The sequence below is a fragment of the Dorea acetigenes genome, from assembly GCF_025567385.1.
Taxonomy (GTDB): domain Bacteria; phylum Bacillota; class Clostridia; order Lachnospirales; family Lachnospiraceae; genus Claveliimonas; species Claveliimonas acetigenes.
Window position 1 is genome coordinate 13485 of record NZ_JAOQJU010000013.1, and the last position, 25045, is coordinate 38529.

At 45.1% G+C, this 25045-nt stretch carries 21 protein-coding genes and 7 tRNA genes; 2 read left to right on the top strand and 26 right to left on the bottom strand.

Annotated elements, in window-relative coordinates; translation table 11 throughout:
- The 4 genes from OCV99_RS10950 to OCV99_RS10965 form a co-directional block, all read right to left on the bottom strand.
- The gene (locus OCV99_RS10950; RefSeq protein ID WP_158370564.1) at positions 1-1239 is read right to left on the bottom strand and encodes a 6-phosphofructokinase; all 1239 of its coding nucleotides are present in this window, start codon (positions 1237-1239) and stop codon (positions 1-3) included.
- Positions 1240-1299: 60 nt separating this feature from the next.
- Positions 1300-2805 (bottom strand): glycerol kinase GlpK, encoded by a 1506-nt coding sequence (gene glpK, locus OCV99_RS10955; RefSeq protein ID WP_158370643.1) that lies wholly within the window; start codon positions 2803-2805, stop codon positions 1300-1302.
- A 130-nt stretch (positions 2806-2935) separates the two neighbouring features.
- Complete coding sequence (locus tag OCV99_RS10960; protein ID WP_158370566.1) at positions 2936-4975, bottom strand: hypothetical protein; 2040 nt, start codon at positions 4973-4975, stop codon at positions 2936-2938.
- 21 nt (positions 4976-4996) lie between these two features.
- Positions 4997-5368 carry a response regulator gene (locus OCV99_RS10965; protein WP_158370568.1) on the bottom strand — a complete coding sequence of 124 codons (372 nt, stop codon included), beginning with the start codon at positions 5366-5368 and terminating at the stop codon, positions 4997-4999.
- A 191-nt stretch (positions 5369-5559) separates the two neighbouring features.
- Here OCV99_RS10965 and OCV99_RS10970 point away from each other — a divergent pair, with 191 nt between their 5' ends.
- Together OCV99_RS10970 and OCV99_RS10975 are read left to right on the top strand one after the other, a co-directional pair.
- Positions 5560-6276 (top strand): LytR/AlgR family response regulator transcription factor, encoded by a 717-nt coding sequence (locus tag OCV99_RS10970; protein WP_158370570.1) that lies wholly within the window; start codon positions 5560-5562, stop codon positions 6274-6276.
- Positions 6273-7598: an ATP-binding protein gene (locus tag OCV99_RS10975; RefSeq protein ID WP_227193166.1), complete on the top strand. Its 1326-nt coding sequence runs from the start codon at positions 6273-6275 to the stop codon at positions 7596-7598. The genes OCV99_RS10970 and OCV99_RS10975 overlap by 4 nt, the downstream gene beginning before the upstream one ends.
- 14 nt (positions 7599-7612) lie before the next feature.
- Here OCV99_RS10975 and OCV99_RS10980 read toward each other — a convergent pair whose 3' ends face one another.
- The 22 genes from OCV99_RS10980 to OCV99_RS11085 all read right to left on the bottom strand — a co-directional run bounded on the left by OCV99_RS10980 (position 7613) and on the right by OCV99_RS11085 (position 24863).
- Entirely contained in the window at positions 7613-10453 is a 2841-nt protein-coding gene (locus OCV99_RS10980; RefSeq protein WP_158370572.1) for a phosphatidylinositol-specific phospholipase C domain-containing protein, read from the bottom strand.
- Positions 10454-10590: 137 nt separating this feature from the next.
- On the bottom strand, positions 10591-11046 hold the full coding sequence (locus tag OCV99_RS10985) for a hypothetical protein (RefSeq protein WP_158370574.1): 456 nt from the start codon (positions 11044-11046) through the stop codon (positions 10591-10593).
- A gap of 9 nt (positions 11047-11055) precedes the next feature.
- Entirely contained in the window at positions 11056-11343 is a 288-nt protein-coding gene (locus OCV99_RS10990) for a hypothetical protein (protein ID WP_158370576.1), read from the bottom strand.
- Between the two features lie 5 nt (positions 11344-11348).
- Entirely contained in the window at positions 11349-12482 is a 1134-nt protein-coding gene (locus OCV99_RS10995; protein ID WP_158370578.1) for a hypothetical protein, read from the bottom strand.
- Between the two features lie 76 nt (positions 12483-12558).
- Positions 12559-12632, bottom strand: a tRNA-Arg gene (locus tag OCV99_RS11000).
- Between the two features lie 280 nt (positions 12633-12912).
- Positions 12913-14610, bottom strand: coding sequence for an ABC-ATPase domain-containing protein (locus OCV99_RS11005; protein WP_158370580.1), 1698 nt, complete (start codon positions 14608-14610; stop codon positions 12913-12915).
- A 33-nt stretch (positions 14611-14643) separates the two neighbouring features.
- On the bottom strand, positions 14644-15816 hold the full coding sequence (locus OCV99_RS11010; protein ID WP_227193163.1) for a nucleotidyltransferase domain-containing protein: 1173 nt from the start codon (positions 15814-15816) through the stop codon (positions 14644-14646).
- Positions 15817-15820: 4 nt separating this feature from the next.
- Entirely contained in the window at positions 15821-16087 is a 267-nt protein-coding gene (locus OCV99_RS11015; protein WP_158370584.1) for a PqqD family protein, read from the bottom strand.
- On the bottom strand, positions 16088-16828 hold the full coding sequence (locus OCV99_RS11020) for a hypothetical protein (RefSeq protein ID WP_158370586.1): 741 nt from the start codon (positions 16826-16828) through the stop codon (positions 16088-16090). It abuts the gene before it with no gap.
- A gap of 22 nt (positions 16829-16850) precedes the next feature.
- The gene (locus OCV99_RS11025) at positions 16851-17294 is read right to left on the bottom strand and encodes a S24/S26 family peptidase (RefSeq protein WP_262575459.1); all 444 of its coding nucleotides are present in this window, start codon (positions 17292-17294) and stop codon (positions 16851-16853) included.
- A 95-nt stretch (positions 17295-17389) separates the two neighbouring features.
- Positions 17390-18775 carry a radical SAM/SPASM domain-containing protein gene (locus OCV99_RS11030; protein WP_227193161.1) on the bottom strand — a complete coding sequence of 462 codons (1386 nt, stop codon included), beginning with the start codon at positions 18773-18775 and terminating at the stop codon, positions 17390-17392.
- 27 nt (positions 18776-18802) lie between these two features.
- A complete protein-coding gene (locus OCV99_RS11035; RefSeq protein ID WP_227193160.1) occupies positions 18803-18979 on the bottom strand; it encodes a hypothetical protein in 177 nt (58 codons plus the stop codon).
- A 302-nt stretch (positions 18980-19281) separates the two neighbouring features.
- Entirely contained in the window at positions 19282-19416 is a 135-nt protein-coding gene (locus tag OCV99_RS11040) for a hypothetical protein (protein ID WP_262575462.1), read from the bottom strand.
- 42 nt (positions 19417-19458) lie between these two features.
- Positions 19459-21543 carry an RICIN domain-containing protein gene (locus OCV99_RS11045; RefSeq protein ID WP_227193159.1) on the bottom strand — a complete coding sequence of 695 codons (2085 nt, stop codon included), beginning with the start codon at positions 21541-21543 and terminating at the stop codon, positions 19459-19461.
- Between the two features lie 224 nt (positions 21544-21767).
- The gene (locus tag OCV99_RS11050) at positions 21768-23063 is read right to left on the bottom strand and encodes an ABC transporter ATP-binding protein (RefSeq protein WP_227193158.1); all 1296 of its coding nucleotides are present in this window, start codon (positions 23061-23063) and stop codon (positions 21768-21770) included.
- Between the two features lie 33 nt (positions 23064-23096).
- Positions 23097-23966: an ABC transporter permease gene (locus OCV99_RS11055; protein WP_158370592.1), complete on the bottom strand. Its 870-nt coding sequence runs from the start codon at positions 23964-23966 to the stop codon at positions 23097-23099.
- A gap of 108 nt (positions 23967-24074) precedes the next feature.
- Positions 24075-24161 (bottom strand) — tRNA-Leu (locus OCV99_RS11060).
- A gap of 30 nt (positions 24162-24191) precedes the next feature.
- Positions 24192-24264 (bottom strand) — tRNA-Val (locus tag OCV99_RS11065).
- 39 nt (positions 24265-24303) lie between these two features.
- Positions 24304-24377, bottom strand: a tRNA-Asp gene (locus OCV99_RS11070).
- A gap of 6 nt (positions 24378-24383) precedes the next feature.
- Positions 24384-24457 (bottom strand) — tRNA-Ile (locus tag OCV99_RS11075).
- Between the two features lie 27 nt (positions 24458-24484).
- Positions 24485-24557, bottom strand: a tRNA-Thr gene (locus tag OCV99_RS11080).
- A 234-nt stretch (positions 24558-24791) separates the two neighbouring features.
- Positions 24792-24863 (bottom strand) — tRNA-Glu (locus OCV99_RS11085).
- Positions 24864-25045 lie beyond the last annotated feature (182 nt).

Consider the following 25045-nt stretch of genomic DNA (forward strand, 5'->3'; position numbering starts at 1 on the left):
TTACATATCGTAAGATCTGAAAAGATGTCTCGGAATTCCGTCTACCATAACCGGTGATACGTCTCCCTGGATCAACGGTCTCACGTATGCAACAAATTCGTCTGTCACATAGGTACCTTCTTCATTTACCCATTCTCTCGGAACGAGCTTCTCATCATTTGCAATCTTGTGAACATCCTTTACCTCTGTTCCGCACTGATATGGATCATCAGACAATCTCTGAAGAACTACCATCTTACCAGAATCGCCTTCATCTGCTGCCTTCACAGCCGCGCCGCCTACCTGGTATGCTTCCAGAATATCTACACGGGATGCCGCATGAGATGCAGAACGCTGTAAAGTACTCAGCTCAATAGCACGGGTCTTACATCCAATCTCGCCTGCAATAAAGCTTGCCAGATAAGACGCTGTCCCGGACAACTGCTTATGTCCGAATGCATCTACAAAATCCACACTGCTGCCAAGCTCACATACATAGTTGCCATCCCCGGTGCGGATACCTTCTGATACCGCAACAACAACAGACGGCTTCTTCTCCAGAAGCTGCTTTACCTTATCGCTGAACTGATGCAGGTCAAACGTAATCTCCGGAAGATAAATCAAATCCGGTCCGTCACAGTCCTCGCCCTGGGAAAGCGCAGCAGCGCCTGTCAGCCATCCTGCATTACGTCCCATAATTTCAACAATTGTTACCAGCCCCTTTGGATATTCCAGGCAGAAACCATCCCGGATAATCTCTTTCAGGGAAGTACCGATATATTTTGCCGCACTTCCATAACCCGGTGTATGGTCTGTCAGTGCAAGGTCATTATCAATCGTCTTCGGGCATCCTACAAATCTTGTCGGATGTCCCGTAATAATCGCATAATCAGACAATTTCTTAATCGTATCCATGGAGTCGTTGCCGCCGATGTAAATAAAAGCCTCTATGTCAAGCTTATCCAGAATCTTGAAAATCTTCTCATATACTGCCTTATCCTCATGGATCTCCGGCAGTTTATAACGGCAGGAACCAAGGAACGCCGCCGGTGTTCTCTTTAAAAGTTCCGCATCCAATTCTGTCTTAATATGTTCAGAAAGATCAATATATCTCTCCTGTAATAACCCCTGTACTCCGTGAAGCATACCATAGACTTTCTTCGCCCCACGATCCTTCGCTGTCCGGTAAACTCCTGCCAGGCTGGAATTAATCGCTGCTGTCGGTCCGCCGGACTGTCCTACAATAACATTTCCCTTCATTTCTCTAACCTCCGTATTTTCTGTCAATAGTATTATTTTAGTACACTTTACAAAATATGTCTATAATAAATTTTCGTCTTTTGCCCAGCCATAGGCGTATCTGACAGCTTTATTCCAGCCTTTTATTCTTCCTTCCCGCTCTTCTTCAGATATATCCGGCAGGAAGGTCCGGTCAATCGCCCAATTTTTAATAACGTCTTCTTTGCTGCTCCAGTAACCTACCGCAAGCCCCGCAAGATAGGCGGCGCCCATGGCAGTCGTCTCCACACACTGCGGACGGTTCACAGGCGCATCTATAATATCCGACTGCGTCTGCATCAGGAAATTATTGGCGCTGGCTCCGCCGTCTACCTTCAGCGCGCTTAATGTTATCCCCGAATCCGCTTCCATCGCTTTCAGCACGTCATTTACCTGATAAGCAAGCGATTCCAGCGTCGCACGAATAATATGGCACTTATTCACTCCCCGGGTCACACCCACGATTGTTCCCCGCGCATACGGATCCCAGTGGGGCGCTCCCAGCCCGGTAAATGCAGGAACCACATAACAGCCGTTGGTATCCTTTACCTTCTGCGCCATATACTCAGAATCTGCCGCAGAATCAATCAGCCGCATCTCATCCCGCAGCCACTGGATGGCAGCCCCCGCAACAAAAATCGAGCCTTCCAGCGCATAATTCACTTTACCATCCATCCCCCAGGCAATCGTTGTAACCAGTCCATTTTCAGAAAATACCGGCTTCTCGCCCGTATTCATTAGCAGGAAGCATCCGGTTCCATACGTATTCTTCGCTTCTCCCGGCCGAAAACAGGTCTGTCCAAACAGCGCAGATTGCTGGTCTCCGGCGGCTCCGGCAATGGGAATCCTGCCGCCCAAAAAGGCAGCATCTGCCTCCCCGTATACACAGCTTGAAGGCATCGGCTTTGGCAGCATACACGCCGGAATCTCCAGCTCCTCCAGAATTTCCTGATCCCATTCCAGTGTATTGATATTAAAAAGCAGTGTTCTGGAAGCATTGGAATAATCTGTCACATGAACTCTTCCTTTCGTAAGTTTCCAAATCAGCCAGGTCTCCACCGTACCAAAAAGGAGCTCCCCTTTTTCTGCCTTTTCTCTCGCTCCTTCCACGTGATCCAGAATCCACTTAATCTTCGTCCCGGAAAAATAAGCGTCAATCATCAGTCCGGTTTTTTGGCGGAACTTTTCCGCCAGCCCTTTTTCCTTCAGCCTGTCACAATATTCCGCTGTTCTGCGGCATTGCCACACAATTGCATGATAAACCGGCTCTCCCGTATTCTTATCCCACACGATTGCCGTCTCCCGCTGGTTCGTAATTCCGATTGCCGCAATATCTGAAGCCTCCGCTCCGATTTTCGTCATAGCTTCCACCGCCACTCCAAGCTGCGAAGACCAGATCTCATCCGCATCATGCTCCACCCAGCCCGGCTTCGGGAAATATTGGGTAAATTCCTTCTGTGCCACACTGCACATTTCCCCCTTCTCATTAAACAAAATGCACCGGTTACTCGTAGTGCCGGCATCCAGCGCCATCACGTATTTGGCCATCTCATTTCCACCTCTCTTTTCCATATCTTACTTTCATCTATTATACGGTTTTTTCTTCCACGGCTCAAGACCAAAAAACGGGCTGCGCAAAGCAGCCCATTTAAAAATCCCGGTTCAATGATACAAATATTTACTGTGCAAGAATGATTTCTGATTTTATCGTACCCGCCTCATCTTCCAGGTCAAAGGCGTCGCCGTCCACGACGTTCATGCGTACTTCATAAATCACTTCCTGTTCAAGCTTCCCTTTCACTGCATTTCCCTGCTCATCCGTCAATTCCCAGTCCTCTGCCTCCGTCAGGCTGCCTTCCTTATCCCTGACAAACAGCCGCAGGTCTCTACTCTTTCCTGAAAGTCCGTTCACACGATATGCAAGCACAACTTCTCCGTCTTCCTCATCAATCTCTGCCGAGCAAAGGTAGGATACCGGCTCTAACTCTTCCCCGGTTTCCTCCCGGAACTCTTCCTTCTGCATCCGGAACCGCTCCATACGGTTTAAATCCAGATCCTTCTCCGGTTTTTCCGGAAGGTAAGCAAACCTGTCCTGAATCCTTGTCAGAACCATATTATTTGTCGGACAATACAGAGTATTGCCCGTAAATCCCTGCATCAGCCCAACTGCCATATTATTATACTTTATATCCTCTGACACATCCCATGTGTATACCGTCTCACCCGTATCATAATCCAGTGCCATAAACTGCCACATTTCCGTATCCGGATCCTGCGTATACGTATAGAAATACCCTGTCGCAGTAGACAGCTTCACCATCGCCGTATCCGTAAGGTCTTCCCTTACCCAGACTTTTTCAGCATGGTAGGAACCATCGGCATCCCGCACAAAATCCATTCGTTCTATACCCGGAAGCAAACCGTCCTTGCCACTGTTAATCCAGTTCTCATCGTAAATGCTGTCGTAGCTTTGCACGGAAGAATCTTCAATATCCGCCTTACCGGCTCCGCACCAATTGCAGACAAGCACGGTAGTCAGATCCTTGTCAGGCGAATAAACCATAATCGAATTTTCTACGGACACCGGCATTTCCAGATTCTCAAGAACGGTCGCCTGCGCTACAATTTCTCCCGTCTTTATATCAAGCGCAAACAGATGAACCGTCTCTGTATTATCCGTAAAAATAACAAGCTCATTTGTCAATGTAGGTGTAGAGCCGCCGCCCCAGGCAAGGCCGCTGCCTGTAATCCCGCTGCCTTCCGGCGCCACTTTCAGACCGTCGCTTTGGTATCCCACAGACCATACAGTCTCCACTTCCTTTTCGTCCGCACGCAGCAGCATACAATTTTTGTTCGTCAATAGTACCATTCCTTCCGGATGAGAAGAAATACCATTCTCCGCATTTTCACCCGCGGAGAGCCTGATGCAATGTAGATACTCTCCCACCCCCGGCGACTCACCAGCCAAAACCCTGTCAATATATTCTCGTTCCAGGTAACCGGTAAATCCATCTGCGCTTACTGCCGGATCCATACGGAATCCTCCGGTAACAAACCAAAGATTTCCTTCATAGTCGAAAATCAGGCTCAAAAGATCGTCGTTAATCTCCTGTCCCAACTGCTCTTTCGCCACAGAAACCACATCTACATCCAGCGTCTTCTCGAATATAGCCAGCGGTTCTCCCAGTTCATCCGTCGTCTTCAGCATCAGAATATGCCCATGATTCGTCGGCACAACAAGATTACCCAGCGCATCTACAAATGAATAAGAAATCTGCAATGCATACGGACTTGCCTCAGGATTTTGCGGGTCGGGATCATCTCTCCTTGGAATAAAACTTCCAACGGTTACAATCTCTTCGCCATCCATAATGCGGATTGCCGCTCCTCCGTTCAGAGACGTAATACAATTGCCGTAATCATCATAGAAGAAACAAGGCGGCGCCTGCACGCCTTCCTTGTCAACCGATTCATTCAGCTCCGTATAGATTCCTAACGGAACCACTGCCTTCGTTACATCACTGCTGTAATTATCGTTATGGATAATGGCTTCCCCCGACGCCAGGTACGGATTCTTCTCTACCCTGCTTTCCGGCATTGGATTGGGAACAATCGCCGTCCCCGGCTCATTTTCCCCCGGCATAGAACAAACAATTCCTATTCCTATCAGCAGCGTTACACCCACCACCGCTGCCGCCGCAATTATTTTCTTTTTCATAAATATAAAACCCCTTTCACTCTAAAATCGCCTGTTCTTCATCCAGCGTGATAACCCTTCCGCCAGCTCCGTCTCCACAAACGGCGCCTTTATAAAATACTCAGCTCGCAGGCGGTACGCATGAAGCGAAAAATCTAAATCACTGCACCAGATCAAACCACATTCGCTCCACAAAGACCGCAGATGTTCAGCGGCATTCAATCCCGCCACCCCCGGGAGGGCAATAATCACGCCTCCCGGTGCTTTCTCTCTCAGTTCAATGTAAAACTTTTCTTCACTTTCATACAAATCTATCCGCGGGAACAACCCCTTCCCGGCAAAAAAGCGCTCCGTCCATCCGGCAAGACTGGCTCCAAAATCAAAATTCTCCGCTATAATCACGATACGATACATATGGCACCTCCCCCGCCTTCTGCAATACCTGGCTTTTAATTAAAATTATATAAAAAATGAATAATTTCACAATATGAATAGCATGAATCGCAATTTTTCATCACCAATTGTATCTCATAAAACAAACATTGCTCCCAAATTCCGAATCTGTGATATAATAGGCACAAATGACTCGAAAGGAGCGGATGAGAATGCGTATTGCCATTGTTGATGATGATGCTGCTGACCGCCGTACGCTGCACGGCAGATTGGAAGTCCAGCTTGCCCGGCACAGCATACACGCAGATATTTCCGAATACGAAAACGGCAGGAAATTTCTCGCCGAAGCTGCACAGGAACCTTTCACCCTTGTGTTCCTGGATATTTACATGAAAAAAGATAACGGTATAGAGACAGCCAAAAAGCTGCGGCTCTTTGACCCGGATTGTATGCTGGTATTTACCACCACCTCCGCCGAGCATGCACTTGACGGTTTCCGCGTCCGGGCGCTTCACTATCTCGTAAAGCCGTATTCTGATAAAGATTTTCAGGAACTGATGGATGAGATCATTGACAGAATGCCAAAACCGGACAAATACATCGAAGTCCGGTCTGCAAATGGTACCCAGCGTCTTCGCTTTTCTGAAATTATTTATGCAGAGCATTATCAACACCAGATTTACACACATACCACTGACAACCGGAAAATCACCACCCGCCAAACCTTCGGCAAATTCGCCGAAGACCTGCAGGATGAACGCTTCTTTCTCTGTAACAGAGGCGTTCTCGCCAATATGGAACATGCGGTGGATTTTAATGGTACGGACTTTATTATGGAAAATGAAGAAGCCATCACTGTCAGCCGCAATCTGCGGAAATCTGCCCGGATGGCTTTCGGAGATTTTCTTTTCAAAAGGAGGGGAATATGATGCCGGATATTCTTCGCCCGATTCTTGAATTTGCTGTTATCATTCCCGGCCTTTTACTTGCATATCTCCCTATGAAGGAGCATTACCGGGTACGTCCCGTCAAGATATTTGTCCGGATGTTCCCGCTGGCAGTCTTCCTGTGCACTGCAGCCGGAATACTCTGCTATATGCTGAAAGCCAGAACCCTATGGGCAATGCCCGCCGTGATCCTGATTATCGGAATCGGCTACCTGCACAGCCTAAATATTTCCCGCTGGAAGTCCGTCAATGTTCTTCTTGCCATCTGCGCCGTTTATACCTGGTTGAGTAATCTGGCAAGAGCTTCTGACCTTGCGGCAGCCTCCGGGAACGGCTCCCCCTGGTTCAGTTTCCGCGCTCTCCTGCTATACCATCTTCTATGCTGGGCGTTCACACTTCTCGCATGGTTTCCTGCCGACCGGGTTGCAGACACGCTTCTAAACGATGAAAATATTGCGCAGACATGGTATGTTTTCTGGATACTGCCCTTGACTTTTATCGGACTGAATTTCTTTATCAATCCAATCTATCCGGAAAACATGAAATATGGACGCATCATGCTAATCTATATTGTTATCAGCATAGCAATCCTTATCCTGATGCTTCTGTTCTATACTCTGTTCTACCTTATGGCAAGGAGCCTGAATCGCAACGTCCGGCTGCAGCAGGAAAATCAGTTTCTTTCCATGCAGCAGACACAATATGATAACTTACAGACAGCGATTGAAGAAACACGCCAGGTACGCCATGACATGCGGCATCACATCCACACACTCTCTTCCCTCGCAGAACGCGGGGAATGGGACACGCTGAAAACATATCTTGCCAAGGCACAGAAAAGCATCCCGGAAGCCGGACTGAATCTGTGTGATAATCCTGCCATTGACGGAGTTGCCGGACACTACGGAATGCTTTACAGGAAAAATAATATTCCCTTTTCCATGGAGCTTGACCTGCCTTCGCCGCTCCCGGTTTCCGAGATGGATTTCTGCCTTGTGCTTTCCAACCTGCTTGAAAACGCACTGGAGGCAAGCCTGCGTACTTCCCCTGCCAAAAGACAAATTAAAGTACAGGCTTGCCCCCATTCCGACCAGATCTTGCTTCTGACCGTAAAAAATACTTATGAAGGAACCGTAACTGAAAAAAACGGAATCTTTCAGTCCTCCAAAAGGAGAGGCAGCGGCGTAGGACTGCAGTCCGTCCGCCGGATTGCCGAAAAGGGCGGCGGATGCTGCCGGTTCACCCATGACGGTGAAACATTTACAGCAAACATTATGCTCCGCAAAAAAAGCCCTGATGCATAAAAGATTGTGTCTTTTTATGCCCTTCTCCTTCTCCTCACAACACACAAGATCAGTACCGCACCGGACAGCAGCAGAAGCCCGATATACGGAAGAACATTTGCCGTATCCCCTGTTTTCACCGTGGATGGCTTCTGCGTGCTGTTACCGCTGGTTCCCGTATTTCCATTATTGTTATCAGGCTTCGATACTTTACTGATATCCTCATCCTGCGCTACACCGAAACATCCCAGCGTACTTACGGAAAAAATCAGATGTTCGCCTTCTTTCTTAACATCCAGTTTGCTGCACTCTCCGGCATCATTCAGATGATATACACTCAGGTTCTCAAGCTTCTCCTGCGCCTCTTTCTTTATGCTGATGGAAAGCTCGCCTTCCCAGTCAGCTTCTGTTCCGTCCTCACATACCAGTGCAAAACGCCAGCCTCGCAAAAGAGTACCGGACTGCAGCGCATTCTTCAATGTAAGATACTCCGTGCTCGTATCTTCTAACGGTACAAGCACAAGCTTCGCACCTTCCTGTATCTTCCCGCTGACGCTGATTCCATGCTCCTCGTTCGACAACGTCTGCTCTCCCATAAAGGACGGTACTATCACATTTGTCTCCCAAATCTTCTCGGCAGTCTTACAATCGGCATAGTTCAGCATCGTAATTCCAATGATATGTAACGGTTCAATCTTATTCTCAGAGTCTCCCATAATCAATTTATTCGTGGATCTTGCGCGTCCAAGCGAATCCTTCGACGTCGTATAGTTAAACAGATACGCATATTGCTGTATCGTATTATCATTTTCTGTATATACTTTACGGGTTATGTTGTTATTGGTTGCATGGTCTATTGTTCCATAAAACCATTCCATCTTCGTATATTCATCGTCTGCCTCATAATAATCCTGTACATATACCTTATTTCTGGTAATGGTATGCTCGTCTCCGTCATCCACATCCATGCTGAAGATTTCCAGCTCGTTTTTCTGTGAATCATAGGCAAAATTGTCCCAGGAAGAAAGATCAAAGCCAAGCTCCCATTCTTCCACGCCGTCCGGAAGGGTATAACTGCCCAGCCCATATCTGCGGAGCAAAATGACTTTTCCTCTTGCCTCTCCCAGCGTCGGGATCCTGTTCTCCCTCCACAGCGGATATTCTTCATCCTGAACATAGGACGCTACTGCCTTTGCCACATTGCCTTCATCCCCAGCGCCCAGCCAGACGTCTGATTTCACCGTCACGATTACACATTCTGTCGGATGGTAAGACAGGAAATTCTTCGCCGCATTCATAATGTCGGACAAGGACATAGATGAGCCATCTCTGTTCTCACACTGGAACAGCGAATCCCCATGTACGATATCCGGATCGCCGTCTCCGTCCGTTGGATCACAGCGCACATCAAACGCACGGATTCCCATATTCAACTGTTCATCCGGATACAACTGCTGGCACTGGATCGTTGAATTCTGATCCGCAACCACATTGCCGCCACGCATCCTTGTCGCACCGGTATCATGCGTTCCGGGTATGTTCAGCTGTCCCAAAGACCACTCGTCCGGATAACGAGACATCCAGTTCGCAGATTCTGTCGTCTGCTGCACCAGATCCAGTGTATTCACTTCCCAACGCATGGGTGTTTCGCTCTGTACGACCTTCACACCGTCTTCATCCTTCTTATCCCTCAGCGACAAATATTTTCCGGTGTACGCATTATAAACGTAATATACATTATCTTCCTGCGGGATAAAACGCCATATCTGGCTTGGATGGTTGTCTTTCCGGCTCCACATATGGATCTGCGTATCCGACTCCATCTTCATGCCTTCCACATCCCATACCAGATCCATCACATCGTCCGACTCATCCATCGACTTCTGACGCAGATAATAACCCTGATACTTCTCGTTCCATTCCGCTTTAAATTTACTGGCCGTCCCGATATAATACAGATGCAGATCGCTTCCATCGACGGAAAGATGATCGTTCTGGATATTGATGTCCCGAATGTATCCTTCCGGGTTGAACGTAAGTACCGGCCCATCCTGCGCGAACTTCGCCTCGCCGCCTTTCATAGCAGCAGTTTCATCGTAATCCCTCGTGCTCACATACCATTCCGTAGGCGTACTCGTCGTAACAATCTTCGTATGTTTTGCTACCGAATTATTCTCCAGGCCTATGTAGAGGGATTTGTTACTGTTATCTCCCTTTTTCGACATGATATAATACACGTCTTCTTTTCCTGCAACCGGAACAAAACGGAACTTCTGGTTATCCTGATGAATCTTCTTCTCGTATTGATGCAGTACCTCTCCTGTTTTGTCATTATCGCCTTCTGAATCAATATAAAAGCCGCATGTATTATGCATAATTGAATAATACTGCACGCCATTTTCATATACGCTGCCAAGTCCCATCTTACAGTTACTTCCATTCCTGTCATCCAGATGTACACATTCACCCTTCAGCACGCCGGTATTATTGATATTCCACCGATACTGCCGGTCACTGCCATTATAGTAAATATAGACAAACTGCCCCGTCGGCATCGTCGCTCCCGTAAGGCTGGAAGCTGCCACAACTTCATCTGTTCCTGCAACAGTCTCTTCCGCTTCCTCTCCGGCAGATTCCTCCGTCGTTTCCTCCGTCATTTCCTCTGACGTTTCTTCTGTCGTTTTCTCTGCTTCCTCTTCTGCCATTTCTTCTTCTGACACTGCTGTCTCTGCTGTCTCTTCTTCCGTCAGCGCTTCCTCCGTCACTTCTTCTGCCGGGAAATCTTCAGCCCGTACTTCTCCTACATACAGGAACACATTTCCCAGGCATAATAAAAGTGCCAAAATCAACGCCGTAAGTTTCTTCACTCTATGCATATATTCATCCCTTTCTTCCAGACGCTTTGTATGCGCCGCTATTGATTAGGGCTATTATAGCGAAGAAGTGTAAAACAATACAACGCCAATGGCACAGATCGTATAATTCCGTCCTGAATTGTAACTTCATGGTTATCTTAAAAAATGTCAAAAACAGACTTTCCTCTGGAAGTCGTTATAATTTCTTCATAAATATCATTTATCATCGAATCAATTCGTACAGATAACTTATTATACTGAGCTACACTCATTTTTGCTTCTGCAACAACCAGTTCATCCTCCAATCTTTGTATTAATGACAATATTTCCGAGTAAAACTCTATATTACGAAACTTAAAATACAGGGAATTTCTTCTGATTTCTCTCAACAAATCCAGAAATTGGTCTATACCCAGCACTTCACCCTGAGATGATAACTGAATTTTCATTCTTGAAATTGGTATTTTATTAATCAAATAGTCTTTATATATTTCATCATAATATGATACTTCAATATTTATATTATTAAAGCTCTTATTATAAATATATTCAAAAAATGGAACTCCTATAGAGATAATTAAAGCTAAAACGGAAATATATAATGAAATATCCATATGTTTCTCCTAAAAAATCAAATCTTCGTAAATTCTATATGCTAATTCTTTGGTTCTTGCCCGTATTTCTATTTTCTTCTCAACACCATCATATCCGATTTTTTTTACAATCTCAGCAAACAATCCCTGAGTAAAGGAAGAAGCCACTCTTTGAACATTATCAGGAAATACTAAAATATTTTTTCCCTCTAAATTCACTTTTTTTTCAATCTGTTCATAATAAACCGCAAGCCCAAAATCATAACCCGCAAGCCCACTTAAAGACTTTTCAAACTCTAACCGTATTACATTATCCATATTTCTTAATCTCCTTTTATAACAAAGTTTAAATTATATGCAGTTCCTGGCATATAAATTGTTCCTTGAGTAAATACCCCATTTGCCGGACGTCTATTTAAAAAGTCATTTTCATCATTAAACCCAAGCCATCCTTCTTTATCATACTCCAAATACTGATGGTAAAACCACACTGCACGATTGCCGGAAATAAGATAACATCTATGAGAATCCGAACGCTTTTCAAGAGAAGAAATCAATTTTGTCAACCCCGTCCCACCCGTCAAATCTTTTCTCATGCTGCCCGATATTTTATGCTGAAACGATGCAATATTATAAAAATCTTCTTCCGTATATAACTCATCAAAAAAGTTCGAATGATTCTTGTGTGCCTTTTCTACCACTTTATATCGTTCGGTATGCACTCCATTCCAATTCTGCATCTTATCTTTCAGCGCATCTCCAAGAAGTTTTTCCGAAAAATTAACAACAGAAATATTTATTCCAAAATATCTGCCCTCCGTATCTTCTCGTAAATAAGGCTCCGTAACATCTACATCAATCAAACATTCTGCTTCTGCATGCTCCCATGCGTTACCTGCCAACTCTATAGTAACTTCTGACAACTCATCTATACAATCTTCATTTACACCCAAATATTTCAAAAAATAAGCTATATCATCCATCCTTTTGGATAAATCCTCTTTATCTTCATTCTTCCCCATCACTTTCCGATAATGTTTTTTATATATATCACTTTCAAACTTTTCCAAATATTTATACATACTCTTCTTATTGGTATTATTCAGCAGCAACAATGGAGACGACGAAATTCCTTCAATCCAGATATTATGTTTGCATTTGAATTCCACAACTACCGGATAACCATATTCTTTTATTAATATATAACAAATTATCTCCAAAAAAACATATGTTAATTTATCAGCAAATTCAATCTGACCTAAATTAATTATAATCGGCATTTTTATTTTCGGATATCTTTTTCTTAAAACATGTATATCTGATAATAAATTATCAATAGAAAAGCCATTAAAAACTCTATCTCTATTATGATATATTATGTATCCCTTTTGAATGGTAGTATTTTTAAAATTTCGTCCTGCCTTTTTCTTCGCTAATAATAATTTAGCATCTTCCAAGATTGTGCCTCCAAAATATCGTAATGTATGTTCATTGCCAAAAAAAGCACTCCGAAACTCGAAGTGCTTCTCCAAACGTGGGCGAGAGGATTCGAACCCCCGACCTTTTGGTCCGTAGCCAAACGCTCTATCCAGCTGAGCTACGCCCACATATGTTGCTTTGACATTACTCATTCGCAACACAATTTATAATACTGCATCAACGCAGATTTGTCAAGATATTTTTTTGCACTTTCTTACAACAGTTCAGCCATGCACAAAGTCACAAAAATCTGAGTTCAAACTTGTTTGAAAACGAAGAGTTTTTGTGCACTTTGTATATGGCGCTCTGCCATAAGCGAGAATTTAGCCGCGTATGCGGCGAAATAAGCTGCGAAGCAGCTAATTCGAGCTGTTATGGCTGAACTGTTATATTTCCTTACCGTTCTTCTTACTGCTTCCGGTATCCCCGGTAACGATTGATGCACGCATAGATTTCCTGCCGTCTGACTTCCGCCATAGAAACCGGCAGATAAGAACCATGCACCAGACATTTCAGCCCTTTTTGCCGGATTTCTTTCCAGATACTCTCCATCAGGTATTCTATATCCTGATTCGGTCTTTCCTCCAGCCGTTCCAGCACTGTCTTCAGCACATAACTCAGCGCTGTCGTCTGCTCGCTGTCGGAAATCTGCTCTACATACTTAAGATCTACCGTTTCGTGCCCAATAGAAAAGCTGTCCTTTCCAAACTGCTTGATTTTTACCTGTCCGTGCTTTTTCTCAAGCCTGCCCGCGCGCAGGAACCTTTTCTGCTTCTTCCATTCATAATCCACTGTCGGCACGCTTTCACCGCTGCCAATTGCCGCTTTTACCTTTTCTGTGATATCCAGCGTCCGATAGGTATCCATCTGCAGGATTTTATCTGCAATATAAAAATATGCCCCGGAACTTCCCGCCACCAATATGACGGAGACTCCCTTCTCTTCATACAATTTTCTCGCCTGTTCAATAAACGGCGTAATCGGCTCTTTCTCTCTTGCAATAATGGACTGCATCAGCGCATCACGTACCATAAAGTTCGTCGCAGAAGTATCCTCGTCAATCAGCAGCGCTCCCGCCCCTGACTCTACGGCTTCCACCACATTTGCCGCCTGTGAAGTAGAACCGCTGGCATCTTCTGTAGAGAAATCTTCCGTATCCTTTCCGTTCGGCAGATGATTGATAAATGGCGAAATATTCACATGAGACACTGCCCTTCCATCCTCCGCACGGATTTTCATCGCCGTATCATCCGTAATGACATATTCCCTGCCGTCACCTGCTATATGATTGTATACACCCAGCTCCAGCGCCTTCAGAAGCGTAGATTTTCCATGATAACCGCCGCCCACAATCAGCGTAATCCCTCTGGGAATTCCCATCCCCTTCATTGCGCCTTTATGAGGAAGCGTAAGCTCGATTTCCATACTCTTTGGGCTCTCAAATGCTACCGCTCCCTTCATCGGCTTATCAGAGACGCCGCTTTCTCTGGGCAGCACAGCGCCATTTGCCACAAATGCCGCCAGATCACGCTTCTTTAATTCTTCCCGGATTGCCTGCTGATCCTCAGCAAGATTCACCACTGCCTCAATTGCTTTTCCATTCAGATTTTTATAATATAAGGATTTCTTCACACATTCCGGCACAAAATCAAACAGGATCTTCTTAAGTTCCGGCGCGTTAATGGTTCTCCCATTCGCCGGGAAGCCCACCTCGAACCGCACAAGAATCCTTCTGTCATCCAATTCCAACGCCGTCCGCTCCAGAACCTCCTGTCCGCATCGGCTGATGCTCATCAGGCCGCTCTTTCCCGATCCCTTTGCCTGAAACATATAATCCGACATGACCTTACCGAACCTCCGAATCAGAAAATCCTGCAGCGCAATTCTTTTATATGGCTTGTCAAATAAATCGGCCGGGAAGCCCGCCGTCTTCATATCCACTTCCACACTCACCTTAGACGGCGCCGCAAAAGGGTCTCCCTGCACATGGTCGATATGAAGAATGTATCCCGGGAAACGATAGCTTCCCTGCAGCCCCTTATACGCCGGATAACTTCTCCGGTGAATGCTCATTAACTGTTGCTCCAGTTGTGTTCCTGTATCCAAAATTATCTGCTCCTTCCATGTAATGTATGTCAATCAATGTATGCCCAATTCGTCCATAGATTTCTTCAAAGCTTCCGCTTTCTCTTCCTTCAGCTCCGACACATTCCGGATATATTCCTTACCACTGTGAAAAAAGATAAACTTGCACGCCCGCTTCACCTGGACTGCCGGAAGAAGAAACGGCCACTTCTTCAAAATGGGATAAGCTGTGCACAGATTCTCCCATGATGGGAAAAATATCGCCATAATTGCACTGCGTTTACTCTTCTTCAGATTTTTCAAACCGTTTTCCTTCATGATTTTATTGGCAATCGAATTCTCCTGCGTGCCATAAATGCCATTGTGAATGATAAAATCAGTAAGCTCTTCCAACTGCTCCACCGGTTTCTCCGGCGGATTCATCCAATACTCGCCCAATTTCCTCGTCATATGATGAAAATTCTCAAGCGCAAGCTCTCCCAGGCTCTTCTGCAGATACGTTTTATCCAGATACTCCGCCTCTTTCTGCCAGTAAAGCCAGACATCCAGAATCTGCCGGATTCCCGCACCGCCATTTCTAAAATGCTTCGTCATATGTGCCAGAAGATACAGATACGTGTCCTCCTTACTCATAACCGCCACGCTCGTTCCTTCTTCCCGGACTTTATCTATCGCTTTCTGAAAAAATGCACAGTATGCTTCATAAGATTTCTCAAACAATACATGGTGGATCTCAATATTGGTAACCGGAGGTTTCATATAGACATCATGGCAGTCTTTCCCATACACTTCCGTCTCATACCCCATCTTCTCCATGCATTCCTTTACAACCGGCCTGTCCTCCTGCCGGACCAGGATGTCCATATCCGACATACTGCGATAGAATGTTTCCGGATAATACTGTTTCAAAAGACACCCCTTCAAAGGCATCATATGGACACCTTGTTCAAGATAGGCTTTCTCAATGCACGCATATTCATGCCCAAACACGGTATCTTTGGACACTGCCTTCCAATATTTTTCCTGAAACTTCTTCTCCACCTCTCCCGGCAATACAACACCATTTTTTTGTAACGCGTCATACACAAGCGCAACCATCTGATGGCGGCATGTCTGACGGTACAGCTCTTTCCAGTCATGTTCCCCTTCGTCCGTCAAATCTGCATCCGTCAGGAAACTGCGCAGCAGCGCTATTATATAACGTCCTTCCCGTTCTGCAGCCGTCATCTTCCTAATCCTCCAGAATCCCCGTATCAGCAATCGCCTCCAGGAATTTGTCAACGCCCTTCGCTGCCGTCGCCTCATCGATACCATACTCCTGCACCATCGCCAAGGCAAGCTCTTCTTTCGTCTTCTCCTGCTCTAACTGGCGGTACAGAAAAGCGCCGGAATCATTCATTCTCACCATTCCGTTAAAATGCTTACTCTCTTCGCCGACCGCTACCACGACCCAGCGTTCTCCCACCTTGCGCATTACGAATCCATCTTTCCGCTTCATCTACATATCCTCCTTCATCTTCCGATAAGCAATCTCCGCCGCCTCATGGCTGACCGTACAGGTAAGCTCATACACCGGAACCTGGCGGAACAGCTCATCTGTAAGCTCCAAAATCCCAACCATATACTCCATATCATCACAACGGTAAATCTGCTCCATCACTCCGGGAAGCGCTTCATTTACCAACATTCTGCGTATTACATTCTTCTCACCCTGCCGTATAAAACAAATCCCACACAAAGGAGCCTCCGTATTCGCCGACAAATGATGCTTCCCATCAATCGGCGTCCCATAGACCCAGAACCGCCTCCCGGCACCCCCGGAACCATCTTCCACATTCCGAAGCAGCGGCTTGTCGTCATTAATCATAACCACCCGCTCCCCAAAAGTCTCTCTCCACATCCGGGCATGGGTCGACTTGCCCGCGCCGGAAAGCCCGGCGAACAAATATCCTCTTCCATCCATCATAAGCGCCGAAGAATGCATCAGCATCCCTCCATAAGCCGGAAGCTGTTCACAAATCCCCCTGTACAGGGCATTCATCTCCCGAATCCACACCGGAACCGGTCTTCCTTCGTCTTCCGCCTGCTCTTCGGCAATCTTCTCCGGCGTCGCTTTCATCCGAATCTGAACCGTATCTGCGCGTTCTATTTTCCACGGCCGGAAGCGCTCCAGCACCCTGGGATGGCTCATGCCAAGCTCCATGTTAAGGCCTGCCATCCGGTAAAATCCAGTCTCCATACTCTACTCCTGATATAATTTCTTAAATATTTTTCAGATAGCGGTGTCCTGCCACACGAAAATATATTTTCCGCAAAGGAAGAAAACACCAAATCCTCTCATATAACCGAAGCCTGGCAGATTGACTCGATAATTTTTTCCCTTTCCTGCCGATATACTTCACTTTGCCGATAATCTGTTCATCCTGAATCCCGTATTCCAGCCATGCCTGATTATCTCCGCACAACACGTACCCATCCTCTCGCACCTTTAAAATGCGATGAAGGACATATTGTCCATTCTTTCTCTGATAAAAAATAATATCTTTTGGTTTCGGACGTTCCGCACATTGAACCAGTATCACATAGTCCCGCTTCTCCCGGATGAGCGGAAGCATACTGGTTCCTCTCGGGAAAAGCTGAAATTCCCCTCCACTGTCCAAAACTTCTCTTATAATTTCATCGTAATCCGATAATCGAAATTCCAAAACAAAATACCTCTGATATTTGCTATTTTTCTATAAATCCACGTCATCAAGCGGATTTATTATATCACATCCAACAGACAATTGCTACTTTATTGTTACACCAAATCTGTATCTCTTTTTTCTTTTTCTGCTTGTTCACGAAATATTTCCCAGGTATGACGCATCGACTTTTTCAACTGACGCTCTTTCAACCGTCTTTCATCTTCATCACATTTCCGCTGCCTTACCGGACATTTTTTAATCAGGCTGCATGTCGGATAAAAAAGACAATCCCGACACTCTTTCCATTCTTCATGCCTTTCTTTCCAGCTATCTATTACTGCATTCTCCACATTATCAGAATAAATGTTTCCGAAGAATTCACTATCAAGAAAATGTTCACATTTCCCCAATTTTCCATCCGGCAATATCGTCACTGCACTGTCGCTGTCAGCCATGCAATGATTTAATTTTATTCTTTTCGGCAAAGACCTGTAGGACGCAATCTTCTTTCTCTCAATATAATCCTCTAAAGCGAAAAGTTCATGATATAGCTCATGCTGTTTTGTATCAGTCCGCTGTCCGGAATTACTACCCCTGTCTTCATAAAGTAATGCTAATGCAACGCGAAACTTCTTATATCCTCCAAAACGTACGGCTAATTCATCACAAAGTTGATATAAATCCTGAATATTATGCCTGCCCATATTTAAACGAACAACCACCTTCATTTCCGCTTTTAAAAGGCGTTCCATATTGTCCATCACTTTTACATACGCATTTTCCTCTTTGTAAATAAAAGCCTTAATTTTGTTATAGACCCGTTCCGTCCCATCAAGCGTAATCTGAACATCCTTCACCTTCCAAAGGTGCCTTGCTTTCTCTACCATTTCATCGTCAAATAAATATCCATTGCTGACAATACGAGAAGAAAATACAACCCCGCTTTTTTCAAGCTCTTCACAAATAACATCTATCACATGGCTGTTAAAAAGCGGTTCTCCGCCGAACCATGTAATCTTTACTTTCTGAGAGCCACATTTCTTTTTTATATATACCGCCACATCCCGTGCAGTCTGCTCAGTCATTGCCATTCTTCTATTGTTCTGTTCAAAACAATAAAAACACCTTGCATTACAGTCCGTTGTAGTAAATATTGTAAAACCGGTTATACTTTTCTCATTTTGTTCCAGCAGCAAAGAAGCCACCGTTCTCACCTGATCTGCCAGCATCTTCTCATCCATATCATACGGAACCAAAAACCAATGTGTAATGAGATACTCCAGATTTTCACAAAAAGTACACGGCAGCTCTTCTAAAATTTCTGTCTCTTCTGCATCCAGCATAATCATCTCTTTCGTAAGCAGATTGTAAAGCAACATCCCTTCTGAAACCGGAAGTACAATACTATTCTTTAGAAGCCGATACTCTACGCCCTGTCTGACGTTCTGCATTCCAAGTATCTGCCGCGCGCTCTGCGCCATCGGCACCACACTTTGCATACTATAACATCCTTTCCTCATATCTTTTTACTCAAAATCTTCTTCCTCATATGTGGACTCCCCCACATCCTGTTGTTCCGAATCCTGTTGCTCTTCCTTCGTATTCTCCTCCTTGTCAGACGGTGATTTACACCCTGTAATTCCTGTCATAACCATACACACTATAAGACCTGTAAAAAATAATTTCTGAAACTTCTTTCTCATTCTAATCTTTCCTTTCGTTTATTATATTGAACAAAGCGGACAAGTCTGTCTTGAACTCCCTATATCTCTCGATCCTTGAGAGGTGCTGGACATCTTGCAGATGTCCGCTTAGCACCGATCGAAATGAAATGCAGACCTTGCTTCGCTTTGCAGCGCCGATGTGTGGCTGCTGCAAGTAGCCTTCCTTTGCACATCGCGCGCATCCCGCGGAGCGTTTTATAACATAGGAAATTGAGAACTATCCTATGTTATGAAAGAAGGGCGTTATAACAACGCCCTTCTAATAAATATTATATCACTGCTTAATCCCAGATTGAGCTATCTTCATCACAATTTACTTCTTCTTTACTGCCTGAACTCGGATCACTTGTAGTCACAATATCTTTCGTATCGAACTCAACTTTCTCAACTTCAGGTTCAAAATAACTGTTTCTCATTGTTCTCACTTCCTTTACAAAAAATTAATTTTACAGAAAATATTATTTAGCAACACACACTGCCGTGTTACTATACATTATATCTGTCTGCTCATTTCCGTCTGCGTCCGTATAAGAGTATTCTACATATCCCCTGCTATACCACACATCACCCAAATTACATTTAAAATTCACAACATAAGTTCCCAACAAAGTATTGTCCTTTGCAGTTGCCCGCTTCACTTCCGCTGTCCCATGTACAAAGTTATCTGAATATGCTACTGATTCGTCCTGTGTAATGAGCACACCATGCCTTATAATGGTATATCCTCCCGGCAGAGAACGATTTACAGTAAACTTCATCTTCCCAGTCCCTGCATCATATAAAGACGTACATGTAATAGTTGGTCCCTTTTCAACTTCTGCGTCATCATCAACATAGCAAGCTTCCAGCGCCATATCATACATTACATAGAATGAATAATCCGGGCGATAACACAAAATCTGATTATTGTTTGTATCTTTCCAATAGGCAAACTTCTTTCCGTCTGCCGGATCATCTGCCTTTACCGCTGCCTGTTCGCCTGCTTTAAAGGATGTCTTGTCGCTAATAAGCTGTCCATTTGTTACAGATACTGTATATTCCTGCTCTTTAACCGTAATCGTAACCTGCGCACTCTTATCAGAACCGTCAGCGGTAGTCGCCGTAATGGTTGCGTCTCCTACAGACTTAGCCGTTACAAGACCATTCTCCACAACTACAACATCCTCATCAGAAGACTGCCATGTCACAGCCTTATTAGTTGTTGATTCCGGTGTTACTACTGCTGTCAATTTCTCGCTTGTCCCAATTGTCATTGTAGCAGGAGCTCCCGAAATTTCAATTCCAGTTGCCATAACCGGATTGACTGTAATCTCAGCAAAAGCTGTTACGCCTGACCCATCAGCCGCTGTTGCAACAACCGTAGCTGTTCCCGGCTTCACCGCTGTCAAGGTACTTCCCTCTAATGTCAAAACATCCGTCCCCTCTTGAATGCTCCAGGCCACCTCCGGATTCGTCGCATCTGTCGGTTCCACCGTTGCCGTCAGATCAAGGATTTGTCCCACCGTAACTTCCGTCGCGCTGGTTATGGTAATTCCCGTCACTTTGACTTCTGGATGAACCATCTCTCCTAAAACAGCGCCTTCTAACGTCCAGAGCTGGGAAGCAGAACCCATTTCCAATTCTTCTGTCCTAACTACCGAATACCTGTCAGCAGAAGTTTCCTTTCTGGGAGTTGTAAAATACTGCTCATTCCCAGCGTTTTTAATTCGATAGGTGCCCGTATTGTCTACTTCTTCAAAGTCCCATTGCTGATATTGGTTTGTTTCATCAGAATTTTCCAAAACAATTTCGCCGTCATCTTTCGCCTGAAGCGCAAGCTTCCCATTTGAATCAAAATTTAAAATTTGATAATACTCCGTTTCATCGATTTTGCGGAATACCATTTTCTGATTACCTTCCGGTCCCGTCCAGGTAATAATTCTGGTTCCTGCCGTTATGTTTCCTCCATCAACTGCGGCATACAATTTTTCATTATTCCAGGCTATTCCACTGACAATATATCCGGATGACACCGGTTTCCATAACTGTGCGTCTGATTCCGCAGATTCTGTAAGAATAATCTCTTTCTCCTGACCCATTCCATCGTTCTGTGGTGCCATTCTCTTTGTTGTCAGATATAAGCCTGTTCCTACATTTTTAATCCGATAATATCCTTCACCATCCTCCACAAATATCCACTGCTGAGATGCTGCGTTCTCGATTAAGTCACGCTGTCCCACCGTAAAATCCTCCAACGCAGTCAGCACTTTTTGTGAATCCACTTTTACCAAAGTATAAACGCCTGTATTTATTTCCCGGAACTCCCATTCCTGGTTTGCTTCCGGTCCTGTCCAGGTAATGTTACATACATCTCCAACATTTCCGCCCCAGGAACCCAGGTATGTTGCTCTTCCATCTGAATCGGCCAACTTGCATTCTATGAATCCTTTTCTGTTTGCAGCCGTCTCCTCTGCACGAACCGTTTCAGGAGCCGCAACGAACACATTTCCTGCAAGCATTGCACCCATCAGCAAAATAGATAGCACTCTTTTCCACTTTCGCATAGCCTTCCTCCTCATACTTTTCCATTTTCAAAATCTAACTATTCCTATCCCCGCAAAACCTTTTTTCTTACTACTACGAAACAGCCTCCTCCCCAGGCATACATTTCCCGGTTTTATATAATAGTTATCATTATATTACCAAAAGTATCATTCTCTTCAGAATAGAAAAAACTACGCACTTTCTATAATTTTTACCCCATTCCAGCTATCCGCCGAATCCTTTCCTATAACTGCTGCCTGTCTGCAACTTCTATATCCGGGAAAATGGTATTTCCCCACTTTCGCGCATTCCAGTTAATCTGATACTGCCGGAAGGTCTCTTCCGTAATTTCAAATGCAAAGGCATGTTCCACCCAGTCGTGCCGGAATTGCCTACCCTCTCCCAGCGGTTCCACCGCCGCCATCTCTGCCATATACATTCCCTTCGGCAGCATTAAAGTATCAAAGCGCAGCAATGCACGCGCGTGTGTATCCTTTTGATAGCCTCCAAGACTATTGGAAATGGAAGAACCGATAACCTGCTGTTCCTGGTCATACAGCGTAAGACGGATATGAAGGTCTTCGATTTTTTCTTTTGCCTGAAAACCAACCCAAAATTGCAGTCCTTCTGACGCCGCAAATGTATTTTTTCCTTCTATATCAAGTGTTTCGATTTGCAGTTTGCCTGTCACTTTACGCAAATCTGCCGGGGTATTGTATGTATAATGCAGTTTCATCTGAACCACCTCGCCCAGATATTTTGCAATTGCTTCCTCCGGCGTACCGTCGTATACCAATCTGCCCTGATCCAGTACCATACATCGGTTACACAAGGAACGAATTGTTTCCATATTATGGGACACATACAGAATCGTTTTCTGTTCATCTTCTGACAGCTCTGCCATTTTATTTAAACATTTTTTCTGAAAACGCATATCCCCCACTGCCAGCACTTCGTCCATAAGAAGGATTTCTGAATTCAAATGTGCCGCCACTGCAAAAGCAAGCTTGACGTACATACCGCTGGAATATCTTTTTACAGGTGTATCTATAAAAGTCTCACATTCTGAGAAGGAAATAATGTCTTCCATCTTCGCCTCTACTTCCTGACGTTTCATGCCCAGAATTGCCCCGTTTAGGAAAATATTTTCCCGGCCGGTCAGCTCCCCATGAAATCCGGTTCCCACTTCCAGCATACTGGAAATACGCCCCTTAATTCCAATCGCTCCCTCGGTCGGAGCCGTCACTCTGGCAAGAAGTTTGAACAGCGTCGATTTCCCGGCGCCGTTTGCTCCGATCACACCAATCCGCTCACCTTTATAAATGTCAAAAGAAATGTCCTGAAGCGCCATAAAGCGCTCTCCGTCTACTCGATGGCTCTGCCCAATTCTTGCATTTGGGTCTTCCTTCCCTCGCCTTTTCGCCCACCGGCTCTGTATTTCATGCTGCAGAGTATCTCGCCCGATCACTCCCAGACGATACTCTTTCGCCAGCTTCCGCACTCTGATTACTACTTCTTTTTCTTCCATCACATTTTCCATTCTCTTCTTGTCCTTAATCCGTCCCGGTTTGTTCTATATAGAATCCATAAATGTCCTCTGCGTCCGGTTAAAGAGCAGCACGCCAAAGACCAGAATAACTGCCGTTATGAGCGCTCCCATTCCCATCTGCGGAAATGAAACCGTCCCGCTGCCAAGCCAGCCATATCGAAAAATTTCTACCAGCGAAGCTACCGGATTCCATGAAATGATCCATCGCCATTTCCCCGGAATCTGGGAATAAGGGTAAACAATCGGCGTTGCGTACATCCAGAGCTGTACGCCAAATCCTACCAACACCTGCAAATCTCTGTATTTTGTCGTTAAAGACGCTAAAATCATACCTACTCCCATAGCAAGGAGCGCCAGCTCAAACAAAATCAACGGGGTAAGGAGACACAACCAGGTAAGCCGCACATTTCCTTTCCACATATACCACATTACAAATAGGAAGAAAAGGAAAAACTGCGCGCCAAATGTAATCAGCTTAGAAATACATGTAGCAATAGGCATCACCAGCCTAGGAAAATAAACTTTGCCGAACAGCCGGGCATTTCCAAGAAATGTACCTGCCGTTGCCTGCAGACATCCCGAAAAATAAGACCACAATATATTTCCAGCCATATAAAACAGGAAATCCGGTATCCCATCCGTAGAAATACTTGCAATTCTTCCAAATACTATGGTGAAGATTACCGTTGTCAAAAGCGGATTAATCAAAATCCACGCCGGACCAAGAATGGTCTGTTTATACATCGTCTTAAAATCCCGCTTAACAAACAGTATAATCAAATCCCTGTATTCCAGAATTTCTTTTAAATTAAATTGAAAAAAAGAAGCTTTGGGACGAATTTCCATTGTCCAGTTCTCTTCTCCAAGAGATACTTCCTGTTTCTTCACCGCCATTTTATATATTCCTTTCTTAATGCCAAAACAAAGCGGACAAGTCCGCCTCAAATTTCCTATATTATAAAAAGCCTTAAATCCTTAAAAGGATCTAAGACTTTTCTTTCATGCCGGCGACCGGAATCGAACCGGTACGGGAGTATAAGTCCCGCAGGATTTTAAGTCCTGTGCGTCTGCCAGTTCCGCCACGCCGGCATTCTTATACAACAGCTTCCTGCTGTATAATGGGACCTACAGGGCTCGAACCTGTGACCCTCTGCTTGTAAGGCAGATGCTCTCCCAGCTGAGCTAAGATCCCAATCATCAAATTGTTTGTCTTCACATCTTGCGATGCTAACGACCCAGAAGAGACTCGAACTCTCGACCTCCGCCGTGACAGGGCGGCGCTCTAACCAACTGAGCCACTGGGCCTTGTAATGGACCTTCGGGGACTCGAACCCAGGACCGATCGGTTATGAGCCGATTGCTCTAACCAACTGAGCTAAAGGTCCAAAACAAAAAGTCCCTTATAGGAACTAAGCCGATGATCGGACTCGAACCGATAACCTGCTGATTACAAATCAGCTGCTCTGCCAATTGAGCCACATCGGCATGATGTATCTGAAGGCAGCTGATTTGTAATCAGCGCTCTGCCTTCGATTGACGCGGTCAATCTCACTGAATTGAGCCACATCGGCATGATGTATTCCGAAGGCAGCCGATTTGTAATCAGCGCTCTGCCTTCGATTGACGCGGTCAATCTCACTGAATTGAGCCACATCGGCATGATGTATCTGAAGGCAGCTGATTTGTAATCAGCGCTCTGCCTTAATACTTGATAACGAATGACTCCACCGGGAATCGAACCCGGGTTACCGCCGTGAAAGGGCGATGTCTTAACCGCTTGACCATGGAGCCATATAAACTTCGGTCACTATTATCTCCACAGCGACCGAAGTCTATGATAGCATATAACTAATTATTTTGCAATAGTTTTTATTAATTTTTTATTTCTCAAAGTTCAGCCATAAGTCGGATTGTGGGTGAATCATGCTTGCATGAATGAACACACGATCCGGCTTATGAGCGGAGCGCCATTT